A 15465-nucleotide genomic window follows, 5' to 3' on the forward strand; every position below is an offset into this window, starting at 1 on the left:
AGGGATTTTTTACTAAGGCCCCGTTTTCTATGAGGTCGTGTAATATGAATACTTTTTTTCAACGCATGAACGAGGATGCCAATATACATTCCTGTGCTGACTTGTTTGTCCAGCCCGGGTGCCACAGCATATACGGTGTCGGAGGATCGGTCAAAACGTCGTTTGCCGCCCGGGCTGTCATGGCTGCGGGAAAACCGGCTCTGATCATTGTACCATCGAAAGAGCAGGAAACGGCCTGGCAGACGGATCTGCAGTTCTTTGCCGCGGATTTACCCGTCTATACATTTCCCTTAGGGGACCGGGCCGTATTTTCAACGACGGCAAAGAGCATGGAACGGACAGCCCGGCAGATGGAAGTATTGGCGGCACTCTGCAGTCATGCTTTTTGTGTCGTCGTCGCGACGATAGAAGAAGCGGCCCAGTTCATCGCGGCGCCGGAACATGTCAATGCAGCAGCGTTTAACGTATCTGCCGGTCAGGATTACGAACGGGAAACGCTGCTCCGGCGCCTGGCAGATGACGGATATGAACGGGTCGATATGGTCGAACGGCGGGGTCATTTTTCTGTGCGCGGTGATATTATCGATGTATTTGCCGTAAACTATGAACAGCCGCTCCGTCTGGAATTTTTCGGCGATACACTGGAAAGCCTGCGCTTTTTTGATGCGTCGAGCCAGAAATCCCTCGATAAGACCGATACGGTCCGTATCCTTCCTTTTGCTATAGATGGCGATAAAGACAAAGAACATACGATCCTCGATTATCTTGACGAAGGCGTTATTATCTGGGATGAACCCAACCGCTGCCGGGAAAATTTAAAGAAATTCCTGAAAGAAAGCGCCGATTACAAAGAATGGCTCTGTTCATGGCGATCTCTGTCCGGTGCAGAACGAAAGGGGACACAGATTGTCCTGTCTCTCATGGCTCAGTCCGTACCGGATATGATGATAGATTCGTCGGCAAGCTTTTCTGCCAAGGCCATGGCCAGTTTCCAGAAACAGTTTGACCTGCTTCACGATGAACTTTCGCATTGGCAGGAAAGCGGCGATGCGATTCTTTTTGTACTCGGCAGCCGCCAGCGGATTGCGACGCTGAAAAGCTGGTTTGCCCAGAACGGATTTTCCGTTTCTGCATACGAAGAGACGATACCCCTTGAGGCCAGCCAGATTTACCTGGCAGAAGGGGAAATACGAAATGGGTTCGAACTGCCTTATGCCAAGTTAGTCGTCATATCTGAACGGGATATTTACGGCATGCAGAAGCACCGCCTGCGCCATCACGTGCAGAAAGGGCAGGAAATCAACGTATTTACCGATCTCAAAGCCGGCGATTATGTCGTTCATGAAGTCCACGGCATCGGCCGCTACGCCGGCATCAAGACCATAGAAATCGACGGCGTCCATAAAGATTATCTGGAAATCCATTATGCCGGAAAAGATATCTTGTATGTCCCGACGGACCAGCTTAATCTGCTGCAGCGTTATATCGGTAATGAAGGTGATACGCCAAAACTGCACAAGATGGGTGGCAGTGACTGGCAGAAGACACGGGCAAAGGCGCAGAAATCGATTACGGACCTGGCGGAAAAACTGGTTGCAGTCTATGCCAAGCGTGAAATCGTCCCAGGATTTGCTTTCCCGCCGGATACGCCGTTCCAGAAAGAATTTGAAGATGCGTTCCCCTATGAAGAAACGGAAGATCAGCTGAAAGCCGTAGCAGAAATCAAAAAGAGCATGGAAAAACCATTCCCGATGGATTGTCTTGTCTGTGGCGATGTTGGTTTTGGCAAGACGGAAGTCGCCATGCGGGCCGTATTCAAAGCCGTCATGGGAGGCAAACAGGTTGCGGTCCTCGTCCCGACGACAGTTCTGGCCCAGCAGCATTTCCAGACTTTTACGGAACGGTTCCGTAATTTTGGTGTCAACTGTGATGTTCTCAACCGGTTCCGGTCACAAAAGGAAAAGAAGGACATCCTGCGCCGGACGCTGACCGGAGAAATCGATGTCCTTATCGGGACTCACAGTCTGCTCAATAAACGTGTGAAATTTAAAGATCTGGGGTTGCTTGTCGTCGATGAAGAACAGCGTTTTGGTGTGGCCCAGAAAGAAAAATGGAAAGCCTGGGCAGCCCATATCGATGTGCTGACTCTGAGCGCGACGCCGATACCACGTACGCTTCATATGTCCCTGGTCAATCTGCGCCAGATGTGTGTCATCGAAACGCCACCGACAGACCGTTTCCCCGTCCAGACCTATGTCACCGAATACGATGCCCGTATTGTCCGTGACGCGGTCATGCGGGAAAAGCACCGGGGCGGGCAGGTATTTTTTGTCTACAACATGGTGGATTCCATCGAAAAAATGAAAGACCAGCTTCAGGCATTACTGCCGGATTTATCTATCGGCATCGCCCACGGCCAGATGGCCGGGACACTGTTGGAACAGGTCATGTTCGACTTTTATGAAGGCCGCTATGATATTCTCCTGTGTTCCAGCCTCGTCGAAAACGGTCTGGATGTGGCCAATGCCAATACGATCATCATCTATGATGCGGACCATTTCGGCCTGTCCCAGCTGTATCAGATGCGGGGCCGTGTCGGCCGCAGTCATCGCATGGCCTATGCCTATTTCCTGTACCGCCGGGATAAAGTCCTGTCGGAAGTGGCAGAAAAACGTCTTCAGGCAATTAAGGAATTTACCGAACTGGGCTCAGGGTTTAAAATAGCCATGCGCGATTTGGAAATCCGCGGTGCCGGCAATCTCCTGGGACGGGAACAGCATGGCAATATTGCTAGTGTCGGGTTTGCCATGTACTGCAGCATGCTGGAAAAAGCCATTGCCAAAGCCCAGAAAGGACAGAGTGATGAACTGCCGCCACCGGAAACGGTCATGGAAACGCATATTGATGCCTTTATCGATGATGCCTACATCAGCAACGGCGGACAGAAGATAGAAATGTATCAGCGTCTGGCCACTATTACTGACGAAAAAGAATTGAATGATTTGGAAAAAGAACTACTGGACCGCTACGGTCGTCCTACCCGTCCCGTAGAGACGCTGCTCCACGCGACGCGGATCCGTCTTACGGGACGCAGCCTGGGCCTTACACTCATCGCCCAAAAACGGGACACGCTGGAATTAAAGTGGCGCAGCCTGCAGGATATGCCACCGCTGGCAGAGCTGACAGGGCCGCTGCGGCGCCGGTTCCGTACGGTACCGGGTATGCCCCTAATGCTGCGGATCGGTCTTGCCGGGGTAGAAGATATCCTGACCTTCTTAGATCAGATTTTTGCGTCTTTCAACACAGTGAGAAAGGGGAATTCCCTTGGCTAACGTTTCTTTCCTGCGGGGAGCTATGGTGCTCACCGTTGCCGGGATTGTCGTAAAAATCCTGGGCGGCGTGAACCGCATTCTCCTGTCCCGCCTTCTGGGCGGTGAGGGAATCGGTCTCTATCAGATGGCCTATCCCATGTATATCCTGCTGCTCAGTATCGTCGGCGCCGGCATTCCTATTGCTGTCTCCATCATGGTGGCCGAGCAGGCGGCCCGGGGCAATTACAGCGGTACGCGGAGGATTTTTCACGTTACTCTGGCTTTCATGGCTGTCATTGCCGTTTTGTGCGGTCTGGGCATGGTGCTGGGAGCCCGCGCACTCATTGCTACGGGGCTTGTCAGTGATGAACGGGCCTACTGGCCTCTGGTCGTACTGGCTCCGGCTTTGTCTTTATCTGTCCTGACCTGCTGCTTTCGCGGCTATTTCCAGGGCCTGCAGCTCATGACTCCGACAGCTTTGTCCCAGATGCTGGACCAGTTCGTCCGGGTGTGTGTCATGCTTACGCTGGCCTGGGCCCTTTTGCCATATGGATTGGTACCGGCTGCCTCCGGAGCTGCTTTTGGCGCTGTCCCCGGTGCAGCGGCTGGACTCTGTATCATCGCCGCATTGTACATCCGCCATGAAAAAAAAGAGCAGCTACCCGATACAGGAACATTTGCACCGTTACACGTCCTGACTGTCATCAGACGCCTGGTTGTCCTTGCCGTTCCGGTCGCGGCAGCTAATATGCTGCTGCCAGCCGTAGCCAGTATTGATTTGTTCATCGTGCCGCGCCGTCTCATTGCTGCCGGATACACGGCTCATGAAGCTACGGCCCTGTTCGGCTATCTTTCTGGCATGGCTAACGGGCTGGTGCAGCTGCCGGCTATCCTGACTATGGCTCTTGCTACCAGTCTCGTCCCGGCAGTCTCGGCCGCCCTTGCCAGTGGCAGAAGAGATCTGGTGCTGGCGCGGACCCATACGGCCATGCGCATTGCCTGCCTGATTACTATTCCCGCTTCCCTGGGACTGGCTGTACTGGCCGTGCCTATTTCACGGCTGCTCTATGCGACACCGGCTGCAGGGCCTTCCATCTGTGTCCTGGGACTGTCAGTGTTCCTCATCGGCCTGCAGCAGGTCACGGGTGGTCTCCTGCAGGGATTGGGCCGTACGGCAATTCCTCTGTATAATATGGCCGCCGCGGCCATTGTCAAAATCGCCCTGAGCTGGTATCTGACGGCCCTGCCCTGGCTGGCTGAAGTAGGGGCCGCCTGGGCGACCAATGCCGATCTGGCTATTGCTGCCGCACTCAATTTATATTTTGCCCGGCGCTACTGCCGCTATGCCGTACAATGGCTTTATATAGGAAAACTATTTCTGGCGGCAGCGGCCATGGCCGGGACAGCCTGGTTTGTCCACAAAGGTTTGTCGGCAGTAGCTCCTGACGCGCTGGCCACGGTCGCCGCTATGGGAATGGCAGCACTGATTTACCTCATTTGTCTGTTTGCCTTCCGGGCTATCGCCACTGAGGATGTTGCTAAAATCCCCGTATTGGGGCCCCGTATATATAGCTGGGTAAAAAAACTGGAATAATGACGTTATGGAAAAGAGGCTGATTATGGGAACGATACATATTGTCGGGCTGGGTCCGGGAGATGCCGGCCTGATTACACTTTCGGCTTTCCGGCTTATGCAGGAAGCGCGCTGCCTGCTGCTGCGGACGGCTGTGCATCCGTCTGTTTCTATGCTCGATGAAGCACATATTGCCTACGAGGCACTGGACCGTTTTTATGAACAGGGGACATCTTTTGACAGCGTCTATCAGGGCATTACTGATTATGTGCTGGACCGGGCATCGGAAGGAGATGTCGTCTATGCCGTGCCGGGTAGTCCCGTCGTAGCGGAACGGACGGTACTTATGCTGGAAAAAGAGGGAGCGGGACGTCATATCCCCGTCGTAGTCCATCCGGGGATGAGTTTCCTCGAAGTCATGTACACGCGGCTCCGTTTTGACCCGGTAAACGGCGTGACCATTATCGACAGTTCCGATGCCGGACAGGTTCCGCGTGATATCCGCACGCCCCTTATCGTGACCCAGGTATACGACCGCCACGTCGCATCGGATTTGAAACTGTCTTTGATGGATATTTACGGTGACGAATATGAAGCACAGCTGGTGTATCATGTCAGTCTTCCTGACGAATCGATACGGCCGATAAAGCTTTATGAACTGGATCGCTGTGACCAGATTGACCACCTGACCAGTCTCTTTCTTCCTGTGCCGCCGGTAGAAGGGGATGTGGTGTCAGAGGATGGAGAAACGCCGCAAGAGGGGATGCCTTTTGATCTCGATCCCCTGGTACAGGTCATGGCACGCCTGCGCGGCGAACGAGGGTGCCCCTGGGATAAACGGCAGACTCACAAGACCCTGCGACGGTTCCTCATCGAAGAAGTGTATGAAATGCTCGATGCCATAGATCAGAACGACATAGAAGGTATCCGGGAAGAATTGGGCGATATTCTGTATCAGGTCGTCATCCATGCCCGCATAGCTGAAGAAGAAGGCCTTTTTTCAGCACAGGATATTGTAAACGATGTAACAAAGAAGATGATTCGCCGCCATCCCCATGTTTTTACGGATAAACCCCTTGAAAACAGGCATATGAGTATGGTAAACTGGGATAGATTGAAACAGAGCGAACGACGCCAGCAGCACGACCATCTTCTCGATGGAGTCGTCAAAGGCCTTCCTTCACTCCTTGCCGCCTATAAACTTCAGGAAAAATCTGCAAAAAAAGGATTTGAGTGGGATACGGCTGAACAAGTGGTAGCCAAAGTCCACGAAGAATGGCAGGAATTCCTGGATGCCGTGGCTGAAGGTGACAGGGATCATATGGAGGAAGAAGCAGGCGATGTCCTGTTCGTTCTGGCCAATTTATGCCGGCGATATGACATAGAACCGGAGTGTGCGTTACATCGGGCTAACAACAAGTTCCGCAGCAGATTTTCCTATGTAGAGGATTGTGTCCGTGCTTCGGGCAGAGACTGGTCTGAATTTTCCCTGGATGAGCTGGATGGCTTCTGGCAAAAGGCGAAGCGGGAAGAACGAAAAGATGCGGGAACTCCTGTTAGACGGAAACGATAGATGTAACAAATCAAAGGAGGATTTACAATGAATAAAACCGAATTAGTAAACAGTGTAGCAGAAAAAGCTGATATCACGAAAAAAGATGCTGAAAAAGCTGTAAAAGCTGTATTTGAAGCTATCAGCGAAAGCCTTCAGAAGGATGACAAAGTTCAGATTATCGGCTTTGGTACCTTTGAAGTACGTCACCGCAAAGAACGGGAAGGCCGCAATCCGCAGACTAAAGAAACCATCAAGATTGCCGCTTCCAATACACCGGCATTCAAAGCGGGCAAACAGCTCAAAGATCTGGTTAACAATAAATAAGTCAATGAGAAAAAGAGCCGCAGTCAGAAACGGCTCTTTTCTTTTCTTGCATTTTGTCGTACCATGGATATATAATTTAGTAGGACTATCCGTCTGAAAGAGGGAATCAGGATGACGAAGAAAAAAGTGCTGATCATGTCAGCTTCTATTGGGAGCGGTCATACTCAGGCAGCACATGCTATAGAAGAATATCTGAAAACCCTGCCGGCAGAATGCGAAGTGGAACACTTTGATTTCATATCCAATGATGTGCTTTCTATCGACAACATTGTCAAGGAAACGTATTTGAAAATACTCGATGTATTTCCCATGCTTTATGATCTGATGTATTATTCCTCCCAGGGTTATAAAAAAGGCATGGTAGTGAAAACACTTTTTTCGTGGGGATTGAAACGCCGTATGTTGCGCGTGCTGGCGGACAAGAATCCCGACATTATCGTTTTTACTCATCCATTCCCGGCAGGGGCGGCAGTCTTATTGAAACGGCAGCACCGCCTGCAGATTCCCCTGGTTGGCGTCATTACGGACTTTACCATCCATCAGCTCTGGGTCTATCCGCAAATGGATCTGTACTGTGTAGCGACGTCCCAGTTGAAACAGCAGCTCATGGAGCAGCATGTGGCGGCTGAAAAAATCGTCGTTTCCGGTATTCCTGTACGCAATACCTTCCAGCAGCAGCGCTGGCATTGGGATGAAGACCACGAAAGACGGCGCAACGTCCTCATCATGGGCGGCGGCCTCGGCATGGGGTCGATTCGCCAGTCATTATCTGTTCTGGATAAGCTTCCTGATGTAGGTGATTTTACTGTCGTAACAGGATATAATGCTGATTTGTACGATGAACTCTGCCAGATGCGGCGGGAACTGCATCACCATGTGGAAATCCTGGGTTATACCAATCACATCCCGGAATTGATGGTACGGGCCTCACTTCTGGTTACCAAACCAGGAGCCCTGACCTGCACGGAGGCGGCTACTGTTCAGGTGCCCATCGTGCTGTACAGTCCTATTCCCGGGCAGGAAGAAGCCAATGCCACCTATATGCAGAGCAAGGGCTGCGCCCGCTGGGTCAAAACGAAAGATGACCTGGCAGCGGTTGTTTCCGAGCTGCTCAGATCGCCGGAAACACTGCAGCAAATGTCCGCATCAAGCCTTGCCTGCCACCGCAACGGGGCACAGATCATAGGGCGGCGCGTTCTGGAGCTGCTTCATGGCAGTGCTGAGCCGGAACTGGATATAACGACAGAAGAATATTCAAAAGCCTGATTTGATTCAGAAATGAGAGAAACCGGAGTGGCTGTTCATAGATAGTTGCTATGAAAGCGGCTCCGCTTTTTACTATGGAGGAAGACATATGATAAAACGTAAACGGAGCCGGCGCTCTTCCGGAAGTTCGTTCCTGGCAAGACCGCTTGCCGTCCTGGTGCTGCTCATCGCCCTCTGTGCCGGGGCCTGGTGGTTTCTCAACGGCAATACGGAAAAAAAGGCCGATGAAGAAATGACCCGTATAGACAGCGTACAGGATAATGGTGTCGATGCTGATTATACCGGACCGGCCAGCGAACTGCAGGATGCCGTGGAAACATGGCTGAAGGCACAACATGCTTCAGTGACAGTCCTGAAGACAGAAAACAGGGAAGAAAACCGCCGGGCGACAGGAGGGAAAATCCGCTGGACGACGAAACAGGTCGAAGTCGTACCGGATAAAGAATTTTCGCGGACAAGTCTGGAAAGGGAACTTGCCAAGAGTGGAGGAAAAGCTGTCCTGTATCAGGTGGATACGAAAAAAGCTGGCAGCAGTACCATTACAGAATATGACATCGCCTTATTCGACATGCTGGATAAGGAACAGGTCTATCTCGTCGTGACAAAATTGTATGTCACCGAACCGGGAGCTGCGAAAGAAACACAAGAGGCCGTAAAGAAAGCCGTGCTGAACGCAAAAGATAAGGACCTGGCCAGTGTGAAAGAAAAGAAGAGCACGGCCGGCCAACAGCATCCGTCAGAAGTACGGGGACGGCTGGCCATCGTCATTGATGACTGCGGAAGCAGCCTTGATATCCTGAACCAGTTCAATGCTATGCCCATTCCACTGACCTATGCCGTCATGCCGTATAAATCTCATACATCAGAAAGTGCCGACAGCGGCTACCGGGCAGGACGGCAGATCTTTGTTCATATGCCCATGCAGCCCCAGGGAGTTCCGTCATCAGAATCGGTCTATATCGGAACGGATATGAGCGACAGCAAAGTAAAAGCTACGGCCAATGAAATCCTGGATCAGGTACCCCATGCCATCGGCATGAATAATCATCAGGGGTCTTTGGCAACATCAGACAGCCGGATCATGAAAGATGTCATGCAGGTCATGAACAGCCGCGGCCTGGCATACCTGGACAGCCGCACTAATAGTACATCTGTTGGGGAACAGACGGCCCGGGCCATGGGTGTCGTGACCAGCCGCAATAACCTGTTTATCGACAACGATGCCAGCGTCGATGCTGTCAAGAGCCGCCTGCGCCAGGCTGGACAAATTGCCCGTGAAAACGGCAGTGCCATCGTAATCGGTCATTGCCGCTGGAATACGGCACAGGCTATCAGTGAAATGATAGACGAATTGCATAATGAAGGCATCGACCTGGTCTTTGCCACAGATTTGATGGAATAGGAGTCGTTTGAATATGGATTTTCTTTCCCTTTCCTGGGAGTATTTGCTGATTACATTGTGCGGAGGCTTTTTGTCGGGATTCATCGACTCCATTGCCGGCGGAGGGGGACTCATTTCCCTGCCTGTTTTTCTGGCCATGGGGATGCCGCCCCATTATGCCATCGGTACCAATAAATTTGCTGCCACCTTTGGCAGCGGTATCAGTACCGTCCAGTTCATGAGGGCTGGAAAAGTAGATACGGGTCTCATGAAGAAACTCGTGCCATTTACGTTCATCGGGGCTGTCCTGGGATGCCTGCTCATGCTTCACTTGTCGGCAGCTGTGCTCCAGCCCCTGGTTATTGCCGCACTCGTGGCCGTAGCTATTTTTGTCTTTAGCCGCCGGGACCTTGGGGCGGCCAGCACCTATACGGGAGAAACGAAGAAAAAGCTGATCCAGGCTGTGTCTTTTGCCTTTGCCATCGGTATCTACGATGGTTTTATCGGGCCGGGCACGGGAACATTCCTGATCATCGCCTTTGCCATGATCGGATTTGATTTCGTCGTGGCCGCCGGCAATGCCAAGGTGCTAAATTTTGTGAGCAATGTTACGGCGTTCTGCCTGTTCATCTATTCGGGAAAAGTTCTGTATGCTTATGGACTGACTATGGCTCTGGGCATTTTCATCGGCGCCTTTTTTGGATCCCGTATGGCTATCCGCAGGGGCAGCGGCTTCGTCCGCGTCGTCATGATGACTGTGACGACGCTGCTCATAGGCAAACTGATTCTGCAGTATTTAGGACTATTCTGAGGTGTATGCGTATGGACTGGAAAGATAAAGTCATTCTCATCAGCGGTGGTACGTCCGGTATTGGTCTGGCAACGGCCCGGATCCTCCTGGGAAAAGGGGCCGGTGTCGTCATCAATGGACGGGATGTCGCAAAGGGCCGGGCAGCTCTTTCACATCTTCAGTCTCTTCCCGGTTCCTGCCAGTTTGTACCGGGAGATGTAAGCGACGAGAGAGCGTGCTGCCGTATCGTTCAGGAGACACTGCATCATTTTGGCAGGCTGGACGGGCTGGTAACATCGGCCGGGTATTATGAAGAACAGCTGCTGGAAAATGTTGCGGCCAGGGACGTAGAGAGCCTGTTTGCCACCAATGTCTACGGTACGATATATCTCTGCCGGGAAGCGCTGGAACCATTGAAAAAAAATCAGGGAAGCATTGTTATGGTCAGCAGTGATGCCGGCCTGCAGGGGAATATCGGCTGTTCAGTCTACAGTGCGACTAAAGGAGCTGTTGTGTCTTTTTGCAAATCGCTTGCCCTGGAACTGGCCCCTCATGATGTACGGGTCAACTGTGTCTGCCCCGGCGATGTAAAGACTCCGCTTCTGTCCCGCCAGATGGAAGCGAATCCTGACGAAACGGAAGAGTCTCTGCGCCAGCAGTACCCGCTATACCGGCTGGCCGAGGCTTCCGAGGTAGGGCAGGTCATCGTATTCCTTCTCAGCCGGGAAGCGTCGTATATGACGGCTACAGCAGTTCCTGTCGATGGCGGTTTGACAAGCTGGTGAAAACATGGGAAAATAAAGAAAAATGTATTTTGAAAATGGGGGGATTCCTATGTCAGATGAAATGGATAAAGTACAGGCATTACAAGAAGAAATCGATGCCCTGAAAAAAGAACTGGCAGCTATGAAAGCTGAAAAAGAAGCCCATGCGCCTGTAGCGCCGACCGCTTCCCTGGAAGTAATCCAGTCTATCGAAAATTCTGCTGCCGATGCTGATCTCAAGGTTGAAACCTATTGCCGCTGGGCAGCTGCCCGTGCTGGAGCCATTGTCATTGCTCCCCTCGTTGGCACAATCGCCCTCATGGCAAATGAAGTGTATCTCGTCAGCCGCATTGCCAAAGTCTACAATGTCAAGCTGTCTGAACGGGCTGTCATTGCCTTCCTCGGTGCCATGGGCAGCCGTATGGCGGGAAATCTCCTGACGACGCTTATTCCGTTCAGTGCGGTGCAGGTCCCTGTCGCCGTCGGTATTACGTACAGCCTGGGCCGGGTAACACAGCGCTGGATGAAAGACGGCATGCCTACCGATATGGGCCCGTACATCGAAATGATGGCCCAGTGGAAGGACAAGGCCCGTGAACAAGTAGATAAATTGCGTGATAATCCACTGAAAAATGTGCCGCTCGGAGATGAAACAGTAGATTTCATGAAGCGCTGGGGCAGTGTTGCCAAAGACGCTGCTATTGATGCTTTTGACGATGTCAAGGAAAAGGGCCAGGTAGTCATTGATTCTGTACGGCGCCGCAGCGTCCTCGATGATGTGGAAGAAGCCAGAGAAGACAGTGCTGATGTAAAAGAAACGACACAGGAAGAAGCGGCACCGGCAGGGGAAAAGCCAGCTGCCGATACGGCGGAACCGTCTGTCGATGAAAAAGTACAGGCAGCTGTAGAAGACGCCAAGATTCCTCTTGATGAAAAATAAATGAAGGTGTGCCTATGTGGAAATTGCTGTTGTTTTTTACCCGTTTCTATTCGCCAGGCCGTTTTCTGCGGTTTCTGAGTAAAACGAAGGGAAAACTACATTTCCTCCCGAAGCTCCTGGCCATCTTCTATTGCATCCAGGATAAGGATACGCCCAAACTGGTCCGGCTCGTACTTATGGGTGCTATCGGATATGTCATCCTGCCTATTGATGTTGTTCCCGATTTTCTGCCTGTTGCCGGCTGGGTCGATGACGCTGCTGTCGTAGCGGCGGCTCTGAAGTTTGCAGCGGCTTACATCAAACCGGAGCATAAAGAAAAAGTACGGCGTATCCTTCCGTTTGCTCACTGCGACTGGTAATTTTCTCTGTGGAAGGAAGGTCTGCATCAATTGCAGATCCGCCGAGGATAGTGTTTCAGGCTGCCGCATCTGCGGCAGCTTTTTTACAGTATAAAGCGCCAGGTTTTGTCTGGTAAGTTTTGACAAATGCTCCTATACAGCGTAAAATAATAGGGCATGTTTAAGTGAAGACAGGAGTGGAGAAAATGGTCAGCGTAACAGAACGGGTCCGCTTCAGCGAGACAGATATGATGGGAAACGCCCATCATGCCAATCATATCCGCTGGTTTGAATGTGCGCGCTGCGAGTATATGCGTGCTGCCGGTGTCGATTTATTTGAACTTATGGATGAAGGCATTCTTTTTCCTATTAAAAACGTAAACTGTGAATACATCGATAATATCTATTATGATGATGAAATCGTCATCGAAGCCCGCCTGGTCAAGTTATCGCGGGCTCAGATGGTATATGCCTACCGTATTCTGCGGAAACGGGACGGCCGCCTCATGGCCGAAGGAACGACGCAGAATGTTTTTACCCATAAGGATACGGGAAAGGTAGCCCGCATTGGCGATGGTCCGTACCTCAGGCTGAAAGCCATGTATGAAACAGATCAGCAGGAAATGTGATCTGTTTCTGCAGCCGTTGTTCTAGTTCTACTTCATATTTTACCTAAAGGAGTCTTGTGTCGTGATTGTCTACCAGTTGCTGAACATCATTATCTTTATCGTCGGCCTCATTGCCGTACTGTATCTGTTATTCCGCCTCTTTGCCTGGCACCAGGGGGATGCCCGGTTTGTCATTGAAGCGCGGAGACGCCAGCCTTTTGCCTTAAAAAGCCTGACTGCCGGTACAGCTGTATTTGAAACAGAAGTTCCCTTTAAGAATATAGGGAAACAACTAGGAACGATTATGGATTTTTATCCCCGGACCCTGTTGCCTTATGAACAGTATGACAAGGTCATTGTCCACTCCCAGCTGGCAAATAAAGCAGCTGAACGGAACGATGGATATTGGGAATCGGTCATCATCAATCCCGGTGAATCGGGCCGCATCCGCGTTACGATTGAACTGGTGAGCAAGGAAGGAACCATCCGTGAAGATTTAAAGACCTTCCCCGATATGCCCATTGACCTGGTATATCAGGTCGTTTCCCGCAGTGAATGGTATATTCACAAGGCCCGTATTACACTCAAAGCTTCAGAAGTAAAACGGGCTATGGAACAAGCATAGGAGGAAAATAGACATGGCAGAATTAGAATTAGTACCGGTAAAGACCAGAATTCTTACTGATAAAGATGACATCGTCGATGTCATAGAAGAATATGCAAAAGATATCGTCGGACCTGATGATATTGTATGCTCGGCAGAAAGCGTTGTCGCCATCACCCAGCACCGCTATACCCGCCCGGAAGAACTGACACCAACCTGGCAGTGCCGTCTCATGCGCCGCTTCGTCCCCGGTGAAGGGAGCATGGCCAGTCTCTATGGCATGCAGGCGGCGATGAACCTTGAAGGGGAATGGAAGATGCTCTTCTGGTTCATCATCGGTTTTTTGGCAAAACTGGTTGGCAAAAATGGCGTGTGGTATGCCAAATGCCGCCAGGCATCGCTGACTGATGACGTGACGGGCACGATGCCGCCTTTTGATAAATGCATCGTCTATGGCCCGGATAAGCCTGATGAAGTGGCTGAAGCAATCAAAAAACGCATGGGCTGTTATGGCGCCTGCGTGGCCGACGTCAATGACCTTAAGCGTTCAGCTGTACTGGGCCATTCCCGCGGCCTGAATCCAAAGGAAATCGCCCGTATCCTGATTAATAACCCCTTTGGCAATGCATCGCAGAAGACTCCTATTGTCGTCATCAAGAATTATGCCCAGGCCGTGCGGGAACAAAAAAGTGAAACCGCTGCCAAAGAAAATAACTAACGATGGAGAAGGAACCTGCTATGAAAGAAACGATTATCCTGGCGACGCATAATGCTGGAAAAATCAGAGAATTCAAAGGCGCTCTTGAACCATTGGAATATGACGTCGTGTCTGTGCATGACGTCATTTCTGATATCAAGGAGCCGGAAGAAACGGGTACGACCTTTGTGGAAAATGCCCGCCTGAAAGCCCGGTATTATATGAAGGCTACAGGCCGTCCCTGCCTGGCTGACGATTCGGGAATCATTGCCGATGTACTTGATGGTCGTCCTGGTGTCTATTCGGCACGCTATGCCGGACCGGAATGTGACGACGGACAGAATAACCAGAAACTCATTGAAGAATTACGGCCTTTCCCGCCGGAAAAGCGGACGGCCCATTATGTATGCGATCTGGTCCTCATCTGGCCTGATGGACGGGAAATCCATGCTGAAGGGACCTGTTCCGGCCTTATCCGTGATTTCTATGCTGGTACAGGCGGATTCGGATACGATCCATTATTCTATGTTCCGTCCTATGGAAGGACTATGGCGGAATTATCACTGGAAGAGAAGAACAAGATCAGCCACCGTGGCCGGGCTCTGAAAAAACTGTTGGAGCTGTTGCCATGAGTGTGGTACGCATCGGATTAGTCAGTGACAGCCATGGCCGCTTTTCCTGCCTGGAACAGATGGTAGATCAGGCTCCTGACGTCTGCTGCTGGATACATGGAGGAGATTATTGTGAAGATGCGGAAGATTTAGGAGCCTATGCTGCCGTTCCCGTGTATGCCGTCCTCGGCAACAATGATTACCTGACAGACCTGAATGTGCCGGAACGACGCCTTGTAAAAGTGGCGGGCCTTACCATTGCGGTCATCCATGGCAGCCAGTGGTACGGAGAAAAGAGACTCCAGAAATTGGAAGAATGGGGTCATCATGCCGGGGCCGACCTGGTTGTGTTTGGCCATACACACCGCCAGTATCTGCTGGAACGGGAAGACCTTGTCATCGTCAATCCTGGCAGTATCAGCCGGCCCAGAGACGGGCGGGAGGGGACGTATGCCATCGTCATTGCAGAAGATGGCCGGCTGGCCGATATCCAATTTTACCACCTTCAAAATTAATGTATATTCATGTTTGACAAATGATGGGATAACGTGTATAATATTTTACGTTGACGGGGCATAGCGCAGTTTGGTAGCGCACCTGGCTTGGGACCAGGGGGTCGCAGGTTCGAATCCTGCTGCTCCGACCATCTGCACGCGGGTGTAGCTCAATGGTAGAGCGTCAGCCTTCCAAGCTGGTTACGTGG

15 protein-coding genes and 1 tRNA gene are annotated in these 15465 nt (G+C 51.5%); all 16 read left to right on the forward strand.

The features are described 5' to 3' along the window. The first annotated feature begins 44 nt into the window (after positions 1-44). On the forward strand, positions 45-3332 hold the full coding sequence (gene mfd / locus B2U90_RS00080; protein ID WP_292016783.1) for a transcription-repair coupling factor: 3288 nt from the start codon (positions 45-47) through the stop codon (positions 3330-3332). Then, positions 3325-4905, forward strand: a complete 1581-nt coding sequence (locus tag B2U90_RS00085) for a putative polysaccharide biosynthesis protein (protein WP_170087425.1) — start codon at positions 3325-3327, stop codon at positions 4903-4905. The genes mfd and B2U90_RS00085 overlap by 8 nt, the downstream gene beginning before the upstream one ends. Before the next feature lie 25 nt (positions 4906-4930). Continuing rightward, positions 4931-6457, forward strand: coding sequence for a nucleoside triphosphate pyrophosphohydrolase (gene mazG, locus B2U90_RS12550; RefSeq protein WP_059077405.1), 1527 nt, complete (start codon positions 4931-4933; stop codon positions 6455-6457). Positions 6458-6484: 27 nt separating this feature from the next. Next, entirely contained in the window at positions 6485-6763 is a 279-nt protein-coding gene (locus B2U90_RS00095; protein ID WP_059077406.1) for an HU family DNA-binding protein, read from the forward strand. A 111-nt stretch (positions 6764-6874) separates the two neighbouring features. Continuing rightward, positions 6875-8029 (forward strand): MGDG synthase family glycosyltransferase, encoded by a 1155-nt coding sequence (locus tag B2U90_RS00100; protein WP_075582283.1) that lies wholly within the window; start codon positions 6875-6877, stop codon positions 8027-8029. 88 nt (positions 8030-8117) lie between these two features. Beyond that, positions 8118-9431 (forward strand): divergent polysaccharide deacetylase family protein, encoded by a 1314-nt coding sequence (locus B2U90_RS00105; protein WP_292016784.1) that lies wholly within the window; start codon positions 8118-8120, stop codon positions 9429-9431. Between the two features lie 13 nt (positions 9432-9444). Next, on the forward strand, positions 9445-10221 hold the full coding sequence (locus B2U90_RS00110; protein WP_292016785.1) for a TSUP family transporter: 777 nt from the start codon (positions 9445-9447) through the stop codon (positions 10219-10221). Positions 10222-10232: 11 nt separating this feature from the next. Continuing rightward, on the forward strand, positions 10233-10985 hold the full coding sequence (locus B2U90_RS00115) for an SDR family NAD(P)-dependent oxidoreductase (protein WP_113855996.1): 753 nt from the start codon (positions 10233-10235) through the stop codon (positions 10983-10985). 49 nt (positions 10986-11034) lie between these two features. Next, a complete protein-coding gene (locus B2U90_RS00120; protein ID WP_113856553.1) occupies positions 11035-11904 on the forward strand; it encodes a hypothetical protein in 870 nt (289 codons plus the stop codon). 14 nt (positions 11905-11918) lie between these two features. Continuing rightward, positions 11919-12263 carry a YkvA family protein gene (locus B2U90_RS00125; protein ID WP_075582286.1) on the forward strand — a complete coding sequence of 115 codons (345 nt, stop codon included), beginning with the start codon at positions 11919-11921 and terminating at the stop codon, positions 12261-12263. 185 nt (positions 12264-12448) lie between these two features. Beyond that, complete coding sequence (locus tag B2U90_RS00130) at positions 12449-12871, forward strand: acyl-CoA thioesterase (protein WP_059077413.1); 423 nt, start codon at positions 12449-12451, stop codon at positions 12869-12871. Between the two features lie 61 nt (positions 12872-12932). Continuing rightward, entirely contained in the window at positions 12933-13475 is a 543-nt protein-coding gene (locus tag B2U90_RS00135) for a hypothetical protein (protein WP_059077414.1), read from the forward strand. A 13-nt stretch (positions 13476-13488) separates the two neighbouring features. Then, the gene (locus B2U90_RS00140; RefSeq protein WP_059077415.1) at positions 13489-14172 is read left to right on the forward strand and encodes a coenzyme F420-0:L-glutamate ligase; all 684 of its coding nucleotides are present in this window, start codon (positions 13489-13491) and stop codon (positions 14170-14172) included. A gap of 20 nt (positions 14173-14192) precedes the next feature. Beyond that, positions 14193-14783, forward strand: coding sequence for an XTP/dITP diphosphatase (locus B2U90_RS00145; protein WP_292016786.1), 591 nt, complete (start codon positions 14193-14195; stop codon positions 14781-14783). After that, positions 14780-15277, forward strand: a complete 498-nt coding sequence (locus B2U90_RS00150) for a metallophosphoesterase family protein (protein WP_170087418.1) — start codon at positions 14780-14782, stop codon at positions 15275-15277. Before B2U90_RS00145 ends, B2U90_RS00150 begins: the two co-directional genes overlap by 4 nt. Positions 15278-15331: 54 nt before the next feature. Continuing rightward, positions 15332-15408 (forward strand) — tRNA-Pro (locus tag B2U90_RS00155). Positions 15409-15465: the final 57 nt, after the last annotated feature.

This window comes from Megasphaera sp. UBA4233 (assembly GCF_002395615.1).
GTDB lineage: Bacteria > Bacillota > Negativicutes > Veillonellales > Megasphaeraceae > Megasphaera > Megasphaera hexanoica.

Coding starts and splice junctions, on each gene's coding strand:
- B2U90_RS00145 (WP_292016786.1), top strand. CDS start 14,193: ATGAAAGAAACGATTATCCTGGCGACGCATAATGCTGGAAAAATCAGA.
- B2U90_RS00095 (WP_059077406.1), top strand. CDS start 6,485: ATGAATAAAACCGAATTAGTAAACAGTGTAGCAGAAAAAGCTGATATC.
- B2U90_RS00140 (WP_059077415.1), top strand. CDS start 13,489: ATGGCAGAATTAGAATTAGTACCGGTAAAGACCAGAATTCTTACTGAT.
- B2U90_RS00125 (WP_075582286.1), top strand. CDS start 11,919: ATGTGGAAATTGCTGTTGTTTTTTACCCGTTTCTATTCGCCAGGCCGT.
- B2U90_RS00120 (WP_113856553.1), top strand. CDS start 11,035: ATGTCAGATGAAATGGATAAAGTACAGGCATTACAAGAAGAAATCGAT.
- B2U90_RS00105 (WP_292016784.1), top strand. CDS start 8,118: ATGATAAAACGTAAACGGAGCCGGCGCTCTTCCGGAAGTTCGTTCCTG.
- B2U90_RS00110 (WP_292016785.1), top strand. CDS start 9,445: ATGGATTTTCTTTCCCTTTCCTGGGAGTATTTGCTGATTACATTGTGC.
- mazG (WP_059077405.1), top strand. CDS start 4,931: ATGGGAACGATACATATTGTCGGGCTGGGTCCGGGAGATGCCGGCCTG.
- B2U90_RS00150 (WP_170087418.1), top strand. CDS start 14,780: ATGAGTGTGGTACGCATCGGATTAGTCAGTGACAGCCATGGCCGCTTT.
- B2U90_RS00130 (WP_059077413.1), top strand. CDS start 12,449: ATGGTCAGCGTAACAGAACGGGTCCGCTTCAGCGAGACAGATATGATG.
- B2U90_RS00100 (WP_075582283.1), top strand. CDS start 6,875: ATGACGAAGAAAAAAGTGCTGATCATGTCAGCTTCTATTGGGAGCGGT.
- mfd (WP_292016783.1), top strand. CDS start 45: ATGAATACTTTTTTTCAACGCATGAACGAGGATGCCAATATACATTCC.
- B2U90_RS00115 (WP_113855996.1), top strand. CDS start 10,233: ATGGACTGGAAAGATAAAGTCATTCTCATCAGCGGTGGTACGTCCGGT.